At 63.1% G+C, this 17,262-nt stretch carries 17 protein-coding genes; 3 read left to right on the top strand and 14 right to left on the bottom strand.

Translation table 11 applies throughout. The annotated features are described in order from the left end of the window. Positions 1-30: 30 nt before the first annotated feature. From ACZ9IL_RS09720 to ACZ9IL_RS09705, 4 genes are all read right to left on the bottom strand, one after another. Entirely contained in the window at positions 31-900 is an 870-nt protein-coding gene (locus tag ACZ9IL_RS09720) for a cobalamin-binding protein (protein ID WP_476003327.1), read from the bottom strand. After that, complete coding sequence (locus ACZ9IL_RS09715; protein WP_476003326.1) at positions 893-1,855, bottom strand: cobalamin biosynthesis protein; 963 nt, start codon at positions 1,853-1,855, stop codon at positions 893-895. The genes ACZ9IL_RS09720 and ACZ9IL_RS09715 overlap by 8 nt, the downstream gene beginning before the upstream one ends. Then, positions 1,852-2,544, bottom strand: coding sequence for a 5'-methylthioadenosine/S-adenosylhomocysteine nucleosidase (gene mtnN / locus ACZ9IL_RS09710; RefSeq protein ID WP_476003325.1), 693 nt, complete (start codon positions 2,542-2,544; stop codon positions 1,852-1,854). Before mtnN ends, ACZ9IL_RS09715 begins: the two co-directional genes overlap by 4 nt. Before the next feature lie 174 nt (positions 2,545-2,718). After that, complete coding sequence (locus ACZ9IL_RS09705; protein ID WP_476003324.1) at positions 2,719-3,648, bottom strand: ZIP family metal transporter; 930 nt, start codon at positions 3,646-3,648, stop codon at positions 2,719-2,721. 333 nt (positions 3,649-3,981) lie between these two features. Between ACZ9IL_RS09705 and ACZ9IL_RS09700 the strand changes: the two genes are divergently transcribed. After that, on the top strand, positions 3,982-5,613 hold the full coding sequence (locus ACZ9IL_RS09700) for a methyl-accepting chemotaxis protein (RefSeq protein WP_476003323.1): 1,632 nt from the start codon (positions 3,982-3,984) through the stop codon (positions 5,611-5,613). A gap of 119 nt (positions 5,614-5,732) precedes the next feature. Here the strand turns inward: ACZ9IL_RS09700 and gloA are convergent, their stop codons facing one another. The 8 genes from gloA to rsxA form a co-directional block, all read right to left on the bottom strand. Then, positions 5,733-6,146, bottom strand: a complete 414-nt coding sequence (gene gloA / locus ACZ9IL_RS09695; RefSeq protein WP_042654501.1) for a lactoylglutathione lyase — start codon at positions 6,144-6,146, stop codon at positions 5,733-5,735. 191 nt (positions 6,147-6,337) lie between these two features. Then, the gene (nth, locus tag ACZ9IL_RS09690; RefSeq protein ID WP_033131568.1) at positions 6,338-6,979 is read right to left on the bottom strand and encodes an endonuclease III; all 642 of its coding nucleotides are present in this window, start codon (positions 6,977-6,979) and stop codon (positions 6,338-6,340) included. Positions 6,980-7,029: 50 nt separating this feature from the next. After that, positions 7,030-7,788, bottom strand: a complete 759-nt coding sequence (locus ACZ9IL_RS09685; RefSeq protein WP_476003322.1) for an electron transport complex subunit E — start codon at positions 7,786-7,788, stop codon at positions 7,030-7,032. Positions 7,789-7,863: 75 nt separating this feature from the next. Beyond that, entirely contained in the window at positions 7,864-8,496 is a 633-nt protein-coding gene (gene rsxG / locus ACZ9IL_RS09680) for an electron transport complex subunit RsxG (RefSeq protein ID WP_476003321.1), read from the bottom strand. 34 nt (positions 8,497-8,530) lie between these two features. After that, positions 8,531-9,583: an electron transport complex subunit RsxD gene (rsxD, locus tag ACZ9IL_RS09675; RefSeq protein WP_476003320.1), complete on the bottom strand. Its 1,053-nt coding sequence runs from the start codon at positions 9,581-9,583 to the stop codon at positions 8,531-8,533. Between the two features lie 3 nt (positions 9,584-9,586). Beyond that, complete coding sequence (gene rsxC / locus ACZ9IL_RS09670) at positions 9,587-11,971, bottom strand: electron transport complex subunit RsxC (protein ID WP_476003319.1); 2,385 nt, start codon at positions 11,969-11,971, stop codon at positions 9,587-9,589. 14 nt (positions 11,972-11,985) lie between these two features. Then, a complete protein-coding gene (rsxB, locus tag ACZ9IL_RS09665; RefSeq protein WP_476003318.1) occupies positions 11,986-12,552 on the bottom strand; it encodes an electron transport complex subunit RsxB in 567 nt (188 codons plus the stop codon). A gap of 4 nt (positions 12,553-12,556) precedes the next feature. Continuing rightward, on the bottom strand, positions 12,557-13,138 hold the full coding sequence (gene rsxA, locus ACZ9IL_RS09660; RefSeq protein ID WP_033131573.1) for an electron transport complex subunit RsxA: 582 nt from the start codon (positions 13,136-13,138) through the stop codon (positions 12,557-12,559). Between the two features lie 110 nt (positions 13,139-13,248). Between rsxA and ACZ9IL_RS09655 the strand changes: the two genes are divergently transcribed. Both ACZ9IL_RS09655 and ACZ9IL_RS09650 read left to right on the top strand, forming a co-directional pair. Continuing rightward, positions 13,249-14,145 (top strand): DMT family transporter, encoded by an 897-nt coding sequence (locus ACZ9IL_RS09655; protein WP_476003317.1) that lies wholly within the window; start codon positions 13,249-13,251, stop codon positions 14,143-14,145. A 60-nt stretch (positions 14,146-14,205) separates the two neighbouring features. Continuing rightward, complete coding sequence (locus tag ACZ9IL_RS09650; protein ID WP_476003316.1) at positions 14,206-14,403, top strand: hypothetical protein; 198 nt, start codon at positions 14,206-14,208, stop codon at positions 14,401-14,403. An 83-nt stretch (positions 14,404-14,486) separates the two neighbouring features. Here ACZ9IL_RS09650 and ACZ9IL_RS09645 read toward each other — a convergent pair whose 3' ends face one another. Then, on the bottom strand, positions 14,487-15,785 hold the full coding sequence (locus tag ACZ9IL_RS09645; protein WP_476003315.1) for a methyl-accepting chemotaxis protein: 1,299 nt from the start codon (positions 15,783-15,785) through the stop codon (positions 14,487-14,489). 310 nt (positions 15,786-16,095) lie between these two features. Beyond that, positions 16,096-17,133: an AraC family transcriptional regulator gene (locus tag ACZ9IL_RS09640; RefSeq protein WP_476003314.1), complete on the bottom strand. Its 1,038-nt coding sequence runs from the start codon at positions 17,131-17,133 to the stop codon at positions 16,096-16,098. Between the last annotated feature and the right edge of the window lie 129 nt (positions 17,134-17,262).

The following is a 17,262-nucleotide window of genomic DNA, read 5'->3' as shown; positions in this document are numbered from 1 at the left end:
CTGGCGGCAGACTTGCGATAGGAATGTGGCTCAGGGGGCCGGGTTGGCCTGCGCTATGGCGTCACACACCTTTTCCACCGCGTTGAGGGCTCTGGGGGTGAAGCGGTGCAGTTCGTCGGGGTTGATGAGCTTGAGTTGGCGATGCTTGACGGCGTCCAGCATGGGCCACTGCTGCCAGTGGGCCAGCACGGCGGGATCCTGACTGCCGGCCAGGATGAGCCGGGGATTGGCCTTGATCACCTGCTCCAGCCCGATCTGGGGGTAGGGGGTCTTGGCGCTGGCGGTCACATTGGTGCCACCGCAGAGGTGAATGGCCTGACCCGGCCAGGTCGAATCGTTGATGCTGGTCAGCGGCGGCGTCCAGAGCTGGTAGAACACCGAGACCGGCACTGACCCTGGCTTGGCCTGGCTATAACGGTTCTTCAGGGCATTGAGCCTCGTCAGATAGGCATCGGCCCGGGCATTGGCGGTCTGCTCCAGCCCGAGCAACTTGCCCAGGCGGCGCATCTCGTCTGCCAGGGAGGCAAAGTCGGTCGGTTCCGAATAGAAGACCGGAATGCCGAGTTGCTCGATGGGGGCCAGCATGCGGGACTGGGCCGAGCGCCAGGCCACCACCAGATCCGGCTTCTGGGCCAGCAGGGCTTCCAGATTGATGCTGCGGTAGTTGGCCACCTGTGGCCGGGTTTTCACCTCGGGGGGAAAATCGGAGGCATCGTCGGTGGCGACGATGCGATCTCCTGCACCGATGACAAACAGCAGCTCGGTCAGGTGGGGGGTGAGGCTGATGATCCGCTGTGGCGGTTGGGCCAATCCCGACAACGGCCAGCAGAGCAGGCAAAGCAGGGTGCAGAGTACGCGTAGGTCGAAGAGAAAAGCGCGCAGATCGAAGAGGCTAGCCACGAGACAACTCCAGCAGGGTGAGCAGCAGTGCCAGCGCCAGCCAGCCCCAGCCTATCAGCAACAGGCGATGGAGCAGGCGCAGTGGCGAGTCGGCGACGGGGTCGGCGCTGGCGTCAAACACCGGGAAGCGCACGAGTTGTCCCTGATAGTAGCGCGGGCCTCCCAGCCGATTATTGGTGTTTTGTGCCAGCAGGCTGAGCAGGCAACCCATGGCCGGATAGGGCCAATGCAGGGCCGCGCGCAGCCGGCTGCCCAGTTGACGCAGTTGGCTCAAGCACAGGGGCAGCGCCAGCAGCAAGATGGCGGGGGCACAGAGCCCCTGATAGAGCGCGGCGGCGGGGCGGCCGAAATGGGCAAACTCGGGCCGTTTCGGGCTCCAGCCCAGATTCATCAGCTGGGCGAGGCGCCAGAGCAGGGCGCCCTGTACCCCGGCCAGGGCGAAGCCCAGCAAGGGGCCGGCCCATTGGCCCACCAGTCGCAGCACACAGCTTTCGCTCACCGCCTTGTTCAATCCCATCACCGACAGGGTGCCCGTCTCGCGTGTGAGCCAGGGCGTTATCTGCAGCCTGGCCACGACCAGGGTATCTTGCGTCGCCAGTGCCCGGGTCGCCTTGGCGAGTTCGCGCAGGGGGTGGGACTCAATCATCAGCAACAGAAACAGCAGGTCGAACAGGGGCTCGGAGAGGGACAGGCTGCGCAGTGCCCAGAGTCCGGCGGCGCACGGCAACCAGACTACCAGCAGGGCCAGCAGCCCGGCCAGCCGTTGCTGGCCGGGCGTGCCGTCTGGGCGATGCACCTTGTGACCTAGCCGAGTCAGCAGCGGCGTGGTCGCCGACAGCCGAAAACGGGCAGGCCAGGGCAGGATCGCCTCCAGCAGGGCGGCGCCCACTAAAATGGCCGCCGTCGTTGAAGCCAGCGAGGTGGCCATCTGTGCCAGAGTGGCGGTGTCGATCACAGCTTGCCGAGCAGCGCGATGATCATCTCGGCCGAGTGCTGGCCCGCCACTTCGATGAAGGCATCGAAGGATTCCACCTGCTCCTTGCCGGCGATGTCAGACATGGCGCGCACCACCAGATAGGGCACCTTGAACATGTGGCACACCTGGCCGATGGCGGCCCCTTCCATCTCTACCGCCAGCATCTGCGGGAAGTCGGCGCGGGCCTTGGCGATGGCATCCGGCTTGCACATAAACTGATCGCCGGTGCAGATGAGGCCGACCTTGGTCTGATGCTGGCCTTGCTCGGCGATGCAGCTCTGGGCGAGGGCGATCAGCTTCTCGTCGCAGGGGAAGGCGGCGGGCTGCTGGGCCATCTGCCCCATCTCGTAGCCAAAGGCGGTCACGTCTACGTCGTGGAAGCGCATTTCGCTGGCGATCACCACGTCACCGATGTGCAAGTCCTGGGCGAAGCCGCCGGCGGAGCCGGTATTGATGACGCAATCCGGGGCAAATTTCTCCAGCAGCAGGCTGGTGGCGACGCTGGCGGCGACCTTGCCGATACCGGAGCGGGTGAGGATCACCTCTTTACCGGCCAGCTTGCCCTGATAGAACTCGCAGCCACCCAGTTGCAATGTGGTCAGTTCGCTGAGCTGGCTGCGCAGCAGGGCTACTTCCTGCTCCATGGCGCCGATAATACCTACTTTCATCCTCTACCTCGTCTCTCTGGTCTTGCGCGGGGTCGGCCGCGTGGGCCGAATAAGTTGGCGCGGATCATAGCAAAAGATAAGGGCGGCGCCGAGTGCCGCCCGTTGAATGGGTCGCTAAAGGAAGGGGATGGTGCCGCAATAGACAGCCGTGCCGGACAAGATGTCGTCAGAGGCTCAACCCAGCGCGGTATCCAGGGTCATCATCAGGGCGAATCCTGCCATCAGGCCGAGGGTGGCGTAGGTCTGGTGACCGTTGCGGTGGGTCTCGGGGATCACCTCATGGGAAACCACGAACAGCATGGCACCGGCCGCGAGCCCAAGGCCGATGGGATAGGCGATGGCCATGCCGCTGGCGAGGCCGACCCCGAGCAGGGCGCCGAGCGGTTCGAGCAGGCCGCTGCCGATGGCCACCAGCACGGCGACCGAGGGGCGGAAACCGGCGGCGCACATGGCCAGCGCCACCGCCAGCCCTTCCGGTATGTCTTGCAGGGCGATGGCGGTGGTGAGCGGCAGGCCGACCCCCATGTCTCCCTGAGAGAAGCTGACCCCGATGGCCATGCCCTCCGGCAGGTTGTGCAGGGCGATGGCAAACACGAACAGCCAGACTCGGGAGCAGCTCTCGTGGCCGGGGCCGCAGGGGCCCGTCTTGTCGTGCTCGTGGGGGGTGAACTGATCCAGCCCCAGCATCAGCAAGACGCCGAGAGTCATGCCCGCGACCACCACGGCGGCGGCGAGAAAGCCGTCGCCGGTGATCCCCTCGGCGGCTTCGAGCCCCGGCAGCAGCAGGGAGAAGGCGCTGGCGGCCAGCATCATGCCGGCGGCAAAGCCCAGCATGCCGTCTTCCACTCGTTGGGGCACGGAGCGCAGGAACAGGGCCGGCAGGGCACCGAGCGCCGTGGCGGCGAAACCGGCGACCCCACCGAGGAGGCCATAACGCACCCCCGGGCTGATGTCACCGGCCGCCAGCATGATGAGGCTCTGCAGCAGGAGCAGCAAGACGGCGATCAGGGCGACCAGCAGCCCGAGGGCGGTGAGGGGGCGAGCCTGTATCTGCTCGCGCAGTTGAGCAGACCAGGGGGACGGGAGGGTCGACGCGTTATCCATGAACAAGACCTCGGGGCAGTGAGAGTGAAGAGACGAGGACGCCATTACATAACCTGACCCGCGGTTTGTCCACGAGGACGGGTCGATTGTGACAATCGGCTCAAGTTTGCCGTCTCCCGGTCGTTATTGTGCCTGGCGCAGAGCGCCGATTGAAATCGATAAAGGCGATGAGGCCGTGGGGGTATTGTGGTAAGGTGCCGCCCCTTGCGAAGTCTCCTCCCTTTGATCTTTCGCGATTTTTTGCATTTCCCGTCAGGACTCCCGGGTCATCGCTCACAGGGATGTGATCGTCACAGTACCGCTGCTCATCAGCAGTTGAGGATCACCGCCACCATGTCTTACAAGAATCTCTCCATCGGCAAGAAGATTGCCGTGGTCTTTTCGGTCATTGCCGTCATCAACGTGATATTCGGTCTCTTTCTCGCCAGCGAATTGCGCGACATTCGGTCCCGGGTGCTGAACTTCACCGACTCCACCCTGCCCAGCGTGATCTCGGTGGAGAACCTGCTCTATGACGTCTCCTATGTGCGCCGCGCCCAGTTTGCCCTGCTGATGATCGAGGATGCCGCCGATCTGCAGGCTCGCCGTGGCCGGATCCAGGACAACATCAGCAAGGTCGAGCGTGCCCTCAGTGCCTATGAGGCGACGGTGGGGGACGACAACGAGCGGCGGGTGTTCATGGGCGCCAAGCAGCACTGGCAACAGTATCTGAGCGCAGTAAACCGGGTCGACAGCCTGCTGGCACAGGGCAACCTGGCGCAGGCCAAGTCCGAGCTGTTCCAGTCCAACGGGACCTACGCCGAGCTGGAGCGCTCGGTCAATGCCCTGGTAGAGGTCAACCTCGGCTTCGTGCAGGAGAACCGGGGCAGCCTGCTTGGCAGCGTCAGCATGGTGACCAACTCCGCCACCCTAGGGATAGGTGCCCTGTTGCTGTTCATGGCGGTGATGACCTGGTTCCTCACCCGCCAGATCTGCCTGCCGCTGCAGGCGGTGGTGGCCCAGGCCAACGCCATCGCGGCCGGTGACCTGACTCATCAGCTGGATCGCCAGCACATCGGCCAGGATGAGCTCGGCATGCTGGCCAGGGCCTCCCTCAAGATGCAGGACAACCTGCGCGGCCTCATCGAGGAGGTGGTGGCCGCCGTGACTCAGCTCGGCGCCGCCATCGAGGAGGTGAGCACCGTCTCCGAGCAGTCGGCGCAAGGGATCCAGAGCCAGCAGCAGGAGATCGCCATGGTGGCGACCGCCATGGCCCAGATGAAGGCGACGGTCGCCGATGTGGCGGGCAATACCGAGGTCGCCTCCGAGTCGGCCAGCTCCGCCAACGCCCTGGCCAGACGGGGCAATCAGGATGTGCAGGGGGCCTTGGTGGCCATCACCCGGGTGGCCGAGGAGATAGAGCAGGCAGGCGCCCTGGTGACCGAGCTGGAGCGGGAATCCGCCCAGATAAACCTGGTGGTGGACGTGATCCGCGGCATCGCCGATCAGACCAACCTGCTGGCGCTCAACGCCGCCATCGAGGCGGCCCGTGCCGGTGAGCAGGGCCGTGGTTTCGCGGTGGTGGCCGACGAGGTGCGCACCCTGGCGGGCCGCACCCAGGCCTCCACCGGCGAGATAGTCGCCATCATCGAGACCCTGCAGGCCCGCGCCAATCAGGCGAAAGAAGTGACCGGCCAGAGCTGCGAGATGATCCGCCAGTGCGTGGTGCAAAGCGAGCAGACCAGCTCGGGCATCCAGCAGATCGAGGAGGCGGTGGCCCAGATAGCCGACATGGCGATCCAGATCGCCAGCGCCTGCGGTGAGCAGGATGCGGTCTCCGACGAGCTCGGCCGCAACGTGGAGCGGATCAACGACTCCTCCAACGAGGTGGCGACCGGCGCCGATCACACCGCTCGTGCCTGTCTGGAGCTGAGCCAGCTGGCGGCGGGGCTGCGCCAGACCATAGGTCGGTTCCGCCTGGCCTGATGCTGACAGTTCGCTGCCGATATTCAGTGCGCCCTGTTGCGGGGCGCTCTGAACCGTCGGGCACAGATAAAAAAACGGGGCCCATGGCCCCGTTTTTTTATCGCTCACAAGCGGCTGACTCAGACGCTCTGGCCCAGACCCGCGCCCGCATCCTTCTTGGCGATCAGCTCAATCTTGTAACCGTCCGGGTCTTCCACGAAGGCGATGACGGTGGTGCCACCCTTCACGGGGCCCGGCTCGCGGGTGATCTTGGCGCCGGCGGCGCGCAGGGCGTCGCAGGTGCCATAGATGTCGTCCGCTTCCAGGGCGATGTGGCCATAGGCCGAGCCCAGCTCGTACTCGCTGACGCCCCAGTTGTAGGTGAGCTCGATGACGGCTTCATCCTTCTCGTCGCCGTAACCGACGAAGGCCAGGGTGTACTTGTATTCGCTGTTCTCGCTCTTGCGCAGCAGCTTCATGCCGAGCACCCGGGTGTAGAAATCGATGGAGCGTTGCAGATCGCCGACGCGCAACATGGTATGCAGAATTCTCATTGCTCAGTTCTCCGAGTTGGTGATGTGTACTGATTGTCGATAAATCGGGAGAGGCAGGGGGCAAGAGATGACGGCAGGGTCTGCCGAGGCCTCATTGTGCGGCTCTCCACGCGAGTGATTTATGCCAATTTATTATCATTCCACGGAATTAAATAGGCGATAAGCGGCAGATAATACTACCGTCTCGACCGCTAACTCTCCGGGTAGACTTTTTCTTTGTACTCGCACAAGTCTTCGATGATACAGGAGCCGCAGCGGGGCTTGCGCGCCAGACAGGTGTAACGGCCGTGCAGGATCAGCCAGTGGTGCACATCCAGTTTGAACTCGGCGGGCACCACCTTCAGCAGTTTCTCTTCCACCTGATCGACGTTCTTGCCCACCGCGAAACCGGTGCGGTTGGAGACGCGAAAGATGTGGGTGTCGACGGCGATGGTGGGCCAGCCGAAGGCGGTGTTGAGCACCACGTTGGCGGTCTTGCGACCGACTCCGGGCAGGGCTTCGAGCGCCTCGCGGTCTTCCGGCACTTCGCCGCCGTGACGCTCCAGCAGGATGGCGCAGGTCTTGATGACGTTCTCGGCCTTGGTGTTGAACAGGCCAATGGTCTTGATGTACTGCTTCACCCCGTCCACCCCGAGCGCCAGCATGGCGGCGGGAGTATTGGCCACCGGATAGAGCAGGGCGGTGGCCTTGTTGACGCTCACGTCCGTGGCCTGGGCCGACAGCAAGACGGCGATCAGCAGCTCGAACGGCGAGTTGAAGTTGAGCTCGGTGGTGGGATGCGGGTTGTTGTCCCGCAGCCGCTCCAGGATCTGTCTGCGTTTTTGATTATTCATCGATTCTCATGTGTCTGTCTTGGCACCCTACTCTAGCGCCGGGCGAAGCCCTAGAGCTGAGTGGCTCGCGCTCCGGGGGCAGGCACGGCGCAGTGTGCCTTGTCGGCGGCCTGCTTGCGGCCCATCCAGTCGTTGATGGCATTCTTGCCGGCGATGAGCAGCCCCAGACCGATGAAGCCGCCCGGCGGCAGGATCGCCAGCAGCAGGCTGGCATCGGCGTGGAACAGCTCGATGCGCAGGGACTTGGCCCAGTCTCCCAGCAGCAGATCGGCGCCGTCAAACAGGGTACCCATGCCGATGATCTCGCGCAGCCCCCCGAGCACCAGCAGCACCAGGGTGAAGCCGAGCCCCATCATGAAGCCATCGACGGCCGCCAGCAGCGGCGGGTTCTTGGAGGCATAGGCCTCGGCCCGGCCGATGATGACGCAGTTGGTGACGATCAGCGCGATGAAAATGCCGAGCGCCTGATAGAGGCCGTAGGTGTAGGCGTTCATCAACAGCTGCACGCTGGTGACCAGGGCCGCGATGATCATCACGTAGACCGGGATGCGGATATCTTTGGGCACCCAGTTGCGCACCAGGGAGATGGCCAGGTTGGAGCAGACCAGCACCACCAGGGTGGCCAGACCCAGCCCCAGGGCGTTGGTGAAGGTGGAGGAGACCGCCAGCGTCGGGCACAGGCCCAGCACCTGCACCAGAGAGGGGTTGTTCTTCCACAGCCCCTGCAGCATCAGCTCCTTGAGCTCCTCGCGACGGCCATTGCCTTCGTTGGCGAGGGGCTGGCCGTCAATCACATCAATCTGTTCCATCTGTTGGCTCCGCTGTTCTCGAGTAGCCTGTGCCGGCCATCAATCTGTGTTGTCTCATTGCATCCGCCGCCCTCGTCATGGCGCGGCTTCGCAGGGGGGGGCATCGCGCAGCAGCTCCGGGTGCTGTTGTTGCAACAGCAGCAGGTTTTTCACCGCCTTGACCACGGCGCGAGGGGTGATGGTGGCACCGGTGAAGGCGTCGAAATCACCGCCGTCCTTTTTCACCGCCCAGTTGGCCTCGTTGTCTGCCGTGAGCGTGCGACCGATGAAGCTGTCGATCCAGCTGGATTTCTTCAGCTCGATCTTGTCACCAAGGCCGGGGGTCTCCTTGTGGGCCAGCACCCGCACCGCGCTGACGGCGCCCTTGGCATCGGTGCCGACCACCATGCGAATGGCCCCACTGTAGCCGTCGGGGGCGATGGTTTCCAGTGCATAGCCGGTCGGCACGCCGCCGAGGGTGGCGGTATAGAGCGGCATGGCCTGATCGCTGCCGAGGTACTCGCGGCTGGTGACCAGTTTGCAGCTCGACACCAGATCGTTGTCATAGCTGCCCTCCGGCAACAGGTCGGAGAGGGTGCGCAGCTTCTCCAGTTGTTGCTGGTGGGCGATCTTGTCCTGGGTCAGTGCGTTGGTCAGCACCACTATGCCGGTGCAGGCCAGGGCGAACAGGGCCAGAGTCACGCCGTTCTTGCGCATGCTGTTTAACATGGAATGCTTCCTGAGAGTGAGGTGCGGGCGACGATCATTTGCGGCGATCCCCATAGACCTTGGGTCGGGTCAGGCTGTCGATCAGCGGTACGCAGAGGTTGGCCAGCAGCACGGCGAAGGCGAAGGCATCCGGGTAGCCACCGAAGCGGCGAATGAGGTAGACCAGCACGCCGATCAATACCCCGTACACCAGTCGACCCCGCGGGGTGGTACTGGCGCTCACCGGATCGGTGGCGATGAAGAAGGCACCCAGCATGGTCGCGCCGCTGAACAGATGCAGCATGGGGGTAGCCGTGGAGTCCGGTGTGGCCAGATAGCCGAGGGTGGCCGAGAGCAGCAGGGCGCCCAGTACGGCGGCTGGAATGCGCCAGTTGATCACTTTTTGCTGCAACAGGAAGAGGCCACCCAGCAGATAGCCGAGGTTGACCCAGCTCCAGCCAATGCCGCCCCAGCCTTCAAATACCTTGTGGGTCATCACCTCGCTGGCGGTGAGGCCCTGGGTCAGCCCGGTCTTCAGGGTGTCGAGCGGCGTCGCCATGGTGAGGCCATCCACCCCCTGCTTGAGTTGCAGCATGCTGTAACCGTCGAGGCTGAAACCGGTGAAGATCACCGACAGCGCATCACCAAATCCCAGGCCATAGGCGGCAATGCTGGACGGCGGCAGCCAGCTGGTCATCTGCACCGGGAAGGAGACCAGCAACAGCACATAGGCCACCATGGCCGGGTTGAACAAGTTTTGACCGAGGCCGCCATAGAGGTGTTTGGCGATGATGATGGCAAAGGCCGTGCCGAGTACCAGCATCCACCAGGGCAGCAGTGGCGGCAGGGAGAGACCGATCAGCACGGCGGTGAGCGCCGCGCTGCCATCCAGCAGGGCCGGTTTGACCGGACGCTTGCGCAGGCGCAGCACCAGCGCCTCGCAGCCGAGTGCCGTCACCAGCGCCAGCAGGATCTGGATCAGGGTTCCCCAGCCGAAGAACCAGAGCTGGGCCAGCAGGCCTGGCAGACAGGCCAGGATCACCAGCAACATCAGGGTCTGGGTCTGTTTGCGGTTATGGGCAAAGGGCGCACTCGCGATATTGAACATGGATCAGTGACTCTTGTCGGAAAGTGGGTCTGACTCGGTCTCGCCCTGAGCGGCAGCCTGGGCGGCCTTCTTCGCCTTGGCGCGGGCGATGGCGGCGGCGATGGCCGCCTTCTTGGGGTCGACCTCGGCGACGGGGACCGGTTCGACCGCCGGGGCCTCGGCTGTGTTGGCCTCGGCATCAGCGGCGACCGCGTCCCCCGCCGCCTGGGCGGCCTTCTTCGCCTTGGCGCGGGCGATGGCGGCGGCAATGGCGGCCTTCTTGGGGTCGACCTCGGCGACGGGGGCCGGTTCGACCGCCGGGGCTTCGGCTGTGTTGGCCTCGGCATCAGCGGCGACTGTGTCCCCCGCCGCCTGGGCGGCCTTCTTCGCCTTGGCGCGGGCGATGGCGGCGGCGATGGCCGCCTTCTTGGGGTCGACCTCGGCGACGGGGGCCGGTTCGACCGCCGGGGCTTCGGCTGTGTTGGCCTCGGCATCAGCGGCGACCGCATCCCCCGCAGCCTGGGCGGCCTTCTTCGCCTTGGCGCGGGCGATGGCGGCGGCGATGGCGGCCTTCTTGGGGTCGACCTCGGCGACGGGGGCCGGTTCGACCGCCGGGGCTTCGGCTGTGTTGGCCTTGGCATCAACGGCGACCGCGTCCCCCGCCGCCAGGGCGGCCTTCTTCGCCTTGGCACGGGCCAGGGCGGCGGCGATGGCGGCCTTCTTGAGATCGACCTCACCGGTTGCCGTTCCTGCCGAGATGGCCTCCACGGCCGGGGCATCGGCCGTCTTGGCGGCGCGACGGGCCAGCGCCTCCTGCTTGCGCGCCTCGCGGGCGGCAGCCATGGCGGCGTTATCGGGTTGCTCGGCGGTGGCGCCGGCCTCCTGCTTGGCCTTGAGACGGGCCAGGGCGGCGGCGACCGGGTCTTCGCCACCGGCCGTGGTCATGGCCTGGCGGCGCTGGGCGGCGGCCTCGGCGTGGCGGGCTTCGCGGGCGGCCTTGTCCCGCTCGAAACGGGCCTGCTTGGCCTCGAAGCGCCGCTTGGCGCGTTCAGCCTTCTCGTGCTCGGCGCGGATCTCGCGGATGTCGTCCTTGGCAATCTTGTAGTACTGCACCAGCGGGATCTCGCTCGGGCAGACCCAGGCGCAGGCACCGCACTCGATGCAGTCAAACAGGTTGAGCCCCTCGGCCTTGTCATACTCCTTGACCCGGCTGTACCAGTACAGCTCCTGGGGCAGCAGGTTGGCCGGGCAGGCGTCGGCGCAGGCGCTGCAACGGATGCAGGCCTGTTCTGGACCGGGCGGCGGCAGCTCGGCCCTGGTGGGGGAGAGCAGGCAGTTGGTGGCCTTGACCACCGGTACCATGGCGTGGGGCAGGGTGAAGCCCATCATGGGGCCCCCCATGATGACCCGCTGATCCGCCTCGGGTTGCAGTTCGAAGCGTTGCAGCAGCCAGCGCACCGGGGTGCCGAGCCGCACCCAGGCATTGCCCGGCTGCTTGAAGGCGTCGCCGGTGAGGGTCACGATGCGCTCGATCAGCGGCTCGCCGTCGATGATGGCGCGCTTGATGGCGAACACAGTGGCGACGTTGAGCACCATGATGCCCATGTCCACCGCGCGGCCCCCCTTGGGGACCTGGCGACCGGTGAGCAGCTCTATGGTCTGCTTGGCACCGCCGGAGGGGTACTTGGTCGGCACCGACTTGACCAGCACGTCCTCGTCGGTGGCGTGACGGTTCAGGGCATCTATGGCGGCGGGCTTGTTATCTTCCACCCCGACCAGGGTGAGTTTCGGCTTGAGCAGGTGCTTGAGCACCCGGATGCCGTCCATGATCTCGTCCGCATACTCCTGCATCAACCGGTCATCGGTGGTGATGTAGGGCTCGCACTCCAGGCCGTTGACGATCAGGATTTCGGTGAGCTGGCCGCGGCCGTCGAGCTTGCTGTGGGTCGGGAACACGGCGCCACCGAGGCCCGCGATGCCGGCTTGCTGGATGCGATCGAGCAACTCGCCCCGTTCCAGATTCCAGTAGTCGGGCCTGGCGTCGCGGGGTCCCCAGGTATCCTCGCCGTCGGGGGTGAGGATGATGCAGAGATCGTCGAGGCCGGAGGGGTGCGCCACCGTGTGCTGTTCGATGGCGGTGACGGTGCCCGAGGTGGAGGCGTGCACCGGCACTATGCGTCCCTTGTCATGACGGGTCAGGGGCTGGCCCTTCTTGACCTTGTCGCCGACCTGCACCAGCAGATCGCCGGCGGGGCCCGCGTGCTGGCGCACCGGAATGATCAGCTGGGGCGGCAGACCGGCGTTCACCACCGGGGTCAGGCTGGACTGATCCTTGTTCTCGGGAGGATGAATGCCGCCGTGGAAATCCCACAGGTTGCCGGCTTTGATGTGTTCGAGCAAGGACTGCATGGTTACTCCGCTGTTTATTCCACTATCTTGACCGGAATGGCGACCTTGGCCAGATCCCATTTCCAGTTATCGACCGTGGTCGGCACCGGGATCATTTCGATACAGTCGGTCGGGCAGGGGTCGACACAGAGATCGCAACCCGTGCATTCGTCTTTGATCACGGTGTGCATCGCCTTGGTGGCGCCGAGGATGGCGTCGACCGGGCAGGCCTGGATGCACTTGGTGCAACCGATGCACTGGTCTTCATGGATGAAGGCGACCCGCTTGATGGGGGCTGCGGCTTCATCGCCGCCGCCAAGCGGTTGGGGTTCGACCCCCATCAGATCGGCTATCTTGCGCATGGTGGCCTCGCCACCGGGCACGCACTTGTTGATCTGATCGCCGTTGGCGAGCGCCTCCGCATAGGGCTTGCAGCCCGGATAGCCGCACTGGCCGCACTGGGTCTGGGGCAGCAGGGCATCGAGCTGATCGACGATGGGATCGGCTTCCACATGAAACTTGACGGCGGCAAAACCCAGGATGATACCGAAGGCCAGGGCCAGCAGGGCCAGCACCAGAATGGCAAAGAGTAGATGAGTCATAGCGCTATATCTTGATGAGGCCGGTAAAGCCCATGAAGGCCAGCGACATCAGGCCGGCGGTGACCATGGCGATGGAGACGCCGCGAAAGGGCGTGGGCACATCGGCGGCCACCAGACGCTCGCGCATGGCGGCGAACAGGATCAGCACCAGGGAGAAGCCGCAGGCCGCCCCGAAGCCATAGATGATGCTCTGGATGAAGTTGTGGTGCTCATTGATGCTCAGCAGCGCCACGCCGAGCACGGCGCAGTTGGTGGTGATGAGCGGCAGGAAGATGCCGAGCAGGCGATACAGGGTCGGGCTGCTCTTGCGGATCACCATCTCGGTGAACTGCACCACCACGGCGATCACCAGAATGAAGCCGAGGGTACGCAAATAGGCGATATTCAGCGGGATCAGGATATAGTGCTCCATCAGATAGGAGCAGGCGCTGGCCAGCGTCATCACGAAGGTGGTGGCCAGTCCCATGCCGATGGCGGTTTCCAGCTTGCCAGAGACCCCCATGAAGGGGCAGAGGCCGAGAAACTTCACCAGCACGAAATTGTTGATCAGCACGGTGCTGATCAGTAAAAGCAGGTACTCAGTCATGGAGATGGGTTATCCGGTGTGAAGGCGGCCGTATTATCTGATGTTAGGTGTCTTTAGACAACCGCAAGGCTGCATGGTTATTATTCGAATGGCCAATTCATGGAGGAGTTGTGCGTCCCTTACCCATTTTTACCCTGACCCTGGCCATGTTGCTCTGGTCCAGTTCCTTTATCGCCCTCAAACACGTGCTGGAGGTCTGGTCCTTCGGTCAGGTGCTGTTTATGCGGATGCTGGTGGCCTCGGGCTGCTGGCTGCTGTGTTACCGCCACCTCGGCAACTTCCACTATCAAAAAGGGGATTGGCGCTGGCTGGCCCTGATGGGGGCGCTGGAGCCCTGCCTCTATTTCCTGCTGGAGGTGAACGCCCTGCGCTACACCAGCGCCGGTCAGGCGGGCATGGTCTGCGCCCTGTTGCCCCTGATGGTGGCCCTGGTGGCGTTTGTGCTGCTCAAGGAGCGGGTGAGCCGTCGTCAGCTGCTCGGTTTTGGCATCGCCATCTTCGGTATCGCCTTGCTGGGATTGGGCGGTGGGACGGATGAATTTGCTCCCAATGCCCTGCTTGGCAACAGTCTCGAGATGGCGGCCATGCTCTGCGCCGCCACTTATTCTGTGGTGTTCAAGAAGCTCTCCAGTCGCTACGGGGTGCTGACCCTGACCGCCCTGCAGGCCTTCGTCGGCACCCTGTTCTTCGCGCCCTTCGCCTTCAGCGCCCCCTGGCCAAGCCACTGGGCCTGGCAGGACATGGCGGTGATCATCTTCCTCGGTGCCTTCGTGACCCTCGGGGCCTATCTGCTCTACAACTGGTCGGTGACCCAGGTGAAGGTGACTCTGGCGGCCGCCTACGTGAATCTCATCCCGGTGTTTACCCTGCTGCTCGCCTATCTGCTGCTGGGAGAGACCCTGAACAGCCTGCAATGGCTCGCCTGCGCCGCGGTGCTGGCCGGGATCGGGGTGGGCCAGCTGCCGACGCGGCGCGGCAGGGTGCGAGCCGCCGCCACCGAGAGTTGAGGCTCGTCATATCGGCTACCCTCTGGACAGGGGTTATCCCGGCCGTGAAGGAGCCAAGCGATGAACAGCATGATCTTACTGGCAAGGGCGCAGATGCTGCTGAGCCACCAGCCTTTCACCCTGAACGATGCGCGGGCGCTGGAGGCGCTGGAAGAAGAGGCCGTGGGGGAGGAGGGGCTGCGCATCGCCGAGTTATGGGATGCGGCCCTGCGCCTGGCCGATGAGGATGCCAGACGCTATCTGCTGGGGGGGGATTGAGGGTGGTATCTCTCGGTTAATTCAGATTGCCAAAACACACACGGGGCCAGGCCCCGTGTGTGTTTTGATGGTATGGCGCTTTCTCAGATGGACAGACTCTTGACGGTATCCGACACCGAGTTGGCGTCTGCGATGATCTCCTTGATGACGCCGGAGATGATGTTGGCCTGATCCTGCCCCGCGATCGCCTTGTCGGAGACGATGGAGACGGTCTGGGTGATCTGGGAGGTGATGCTGGAGTTGTGCTTGATGACGGAGACGATTTCGCTGGTGGAGGTCGAGGTTCTGGCGGCCAGCTGCCTCACCTCGTCCGCCACCACCGCGAAGCCGCGTCCCTGCTCCCCGGCCCGGGCCGCCTCGATGGCGGCATTGAGTGCCAGCAGGTTGGTCTGATCCGCGATGCCGCTGATGGTGGAGATGATCGACTCGATGCTCTTGGATTGCTGGTTGAGCTGATCGATCTGCTTGCTGACCTCGTTGACCGAGGTGTTGATGTGGCGGGAGGTATCCAGCACCTTGTCGATCACCTCGCGCCCCTTGGCCGCGCTGGCGACGGTCTCGCTGGCGATGGCGCAGGCCTTCTGGGCCGCCTCCCGGGTGGAGATGGATTTCTCGACCCGCTCGGTGATGTCACTCGCCAGCTTGATGATTTTGACCACCTTGCCCTCGTGATTGAAGATGGGGTTGTAAGTTGCCTCCAGCCAGATCTTCTCCCCACGATGGCCGATGCGCATGAAAAGCCCAGATTTGATGTTTCCCGAGCCGAGATCGCGCCAGAAGTTGGGGTTCTTCTGATAAAACTCGGGATCGCAGAACTGGCGATGGTGCTGACCGACCACCTCTTCGAGCCGGTAGCCGAAGCAGCGCAGAAAATTCTGGTTGGCGGTGATGACGGTGCCGTCGGGCTGGAAGTCGATCACTGCAAGGGATTTGTCCAGCGCCGCCAGCAGGGCCTGGGTACGCTCGAGGGAGGATTGCTGCTGGGTCACGTCGGAGGCGACCTTGGCGACCTTGGCCACCTTGCCATCGATCATGATGGGGAAATACGTCGCCTCCAGCCAGATGGGCTTGCCCGATTTTGACTGGCGGATGAAGCGTCCGTGGCGCGAGGTGCCGCTACGCAGATCCTGCCACAGGTTGTCATAGTCGCGGGTCTTGACGTCTTCGGGGAAGCAGAGCGCGCTGTGGTGCTTGCCGAGCACCTCCTCCCGCCCAAAGCCCACGATGTTGAGAAACAGGTCGTTGACGAAGGTGACTATGCCCGCCGGGGTGAACTGGATGAAGGGCACCTGGGACTGGATGGCCTGCTCGAAGGCACTCAATGCCACTACCTTTGCCGCCTGTTCACTCGCTTCCTTGCTGATCGTATTTTTCCAGAACATAACAGAGCTCCTCCATGAGACCCTTGAATGACATGCTCAACGTTATCTGAGTAATTTAACAGTAGCATTGATGTTCTATGAACCTTAATCGACCTCGGACTAACTTTTGGTATTTTTTAATTTTCAATGCCGATTAATTTGTGACGCTGTCGCCGGGCATCGAGGCAAAAGCAGCGTGGATCGAATACGAATGCCGCTGGCATACCGCTCATTATCCTGACATGAATGAGTACCCACAGCACGGCATATGCTTATAAGCATGCCATTTGGGGGAGCACTATTGGATAGCAGGGTTGTTCGTATGAAACCTTCATGCCCGCGCGCCGAGTCGGCGACGATAATGCAGTGGAGAGGAGCCCATGTGGGTAGAAAAAAACCGTGAAAATACAGAGAGGGAGGAGAAACGAAGTCGCTCGCTGATATCCTGAATGCTCATATTGGTCTCGGCCAGCCAGCGACAGGCCTTTTTCAGCCGGACACTTTTCAATAGCTGGCTGAGATTGGTATTTTCCTGATTGAGACGAATATTCAACGTCCAGCGACTCATGCCGACAACGGTGCAAATATGCTCCATGAAGCTGGCTTCATCATCAATATGATGGTTTTCGATGGCCTCATCGAGCAGGGAATATATCAAGAATGAAAATCCTTGCTCATATTCCAGCGCCGCCACCGTCTTCGTTATTTGCCGGTGTTGATTCTGATGAAGCAGCGGCAGATAGCTGTCTACCGGCGTCAACAAGTCGACACCTTTGAAGTGGATGACATTGGCATCCTGGCCAAATTGGCAGCGACAGCCGAAAGCATCGTCGAGCCGCTTGCGATCCTTGTCGTCGCGGCCCCGCAGGCTCACCGCCGTGCTGACGGTGGGGGCGTAGAGGCGCACGAGCTCCCTGAGCATCCTGAAATTGCCGATGGCGGAGTGATTTCGCTGCAACATGTCGGCCTCCTCCACATAGCGGATGGCGAGTTGTCCGTCCTCCTGATGCAGGCTGAACTGATCGCAGTTGCCGATGATGATCCGGTTGCGGATATAGCCGAGCACGGCATCGCTGGCCGTCTTCTGATTGAGGCAATAACCGACGAGCTCGGGAAACAGTTCATAGGCCTGGCTGATGAGCCGGTCTTTCGAATCATCTTGTGACATATGCTCCTGCCACAAGTTGTCATATGCCGCCGTCTCCTTGATAAAGCGCAGATGTTGTTTATCCGAGAGCCGACCGTCACTCTTGTCTATTTCATATTGACTAAGTTGACACTGCGCTCGTATGGCATCGATATTGACCCCTTGTTCTTTCAGGAAATAGAGCGTCGATCTGGCGATGATATTTGAAACGCTCTTTCCCATATTCGATCCCTCGCACCCAGCCTGTTTTCATGGTCCAGACGGCATCCTGCCGCGCTGCGGGATTAAGGCATTTTCCCGGCAAGCGTTCTGCGCGCCAGCGCAAATACCGTGCAACTTAATGTCCGTTGC

This window comes from Aeromonas sp. TECH754 (assembly GCF_056279295.1).
This window is presented reverse-complemented; position numbering and strand designations above follow the sequence as displayed.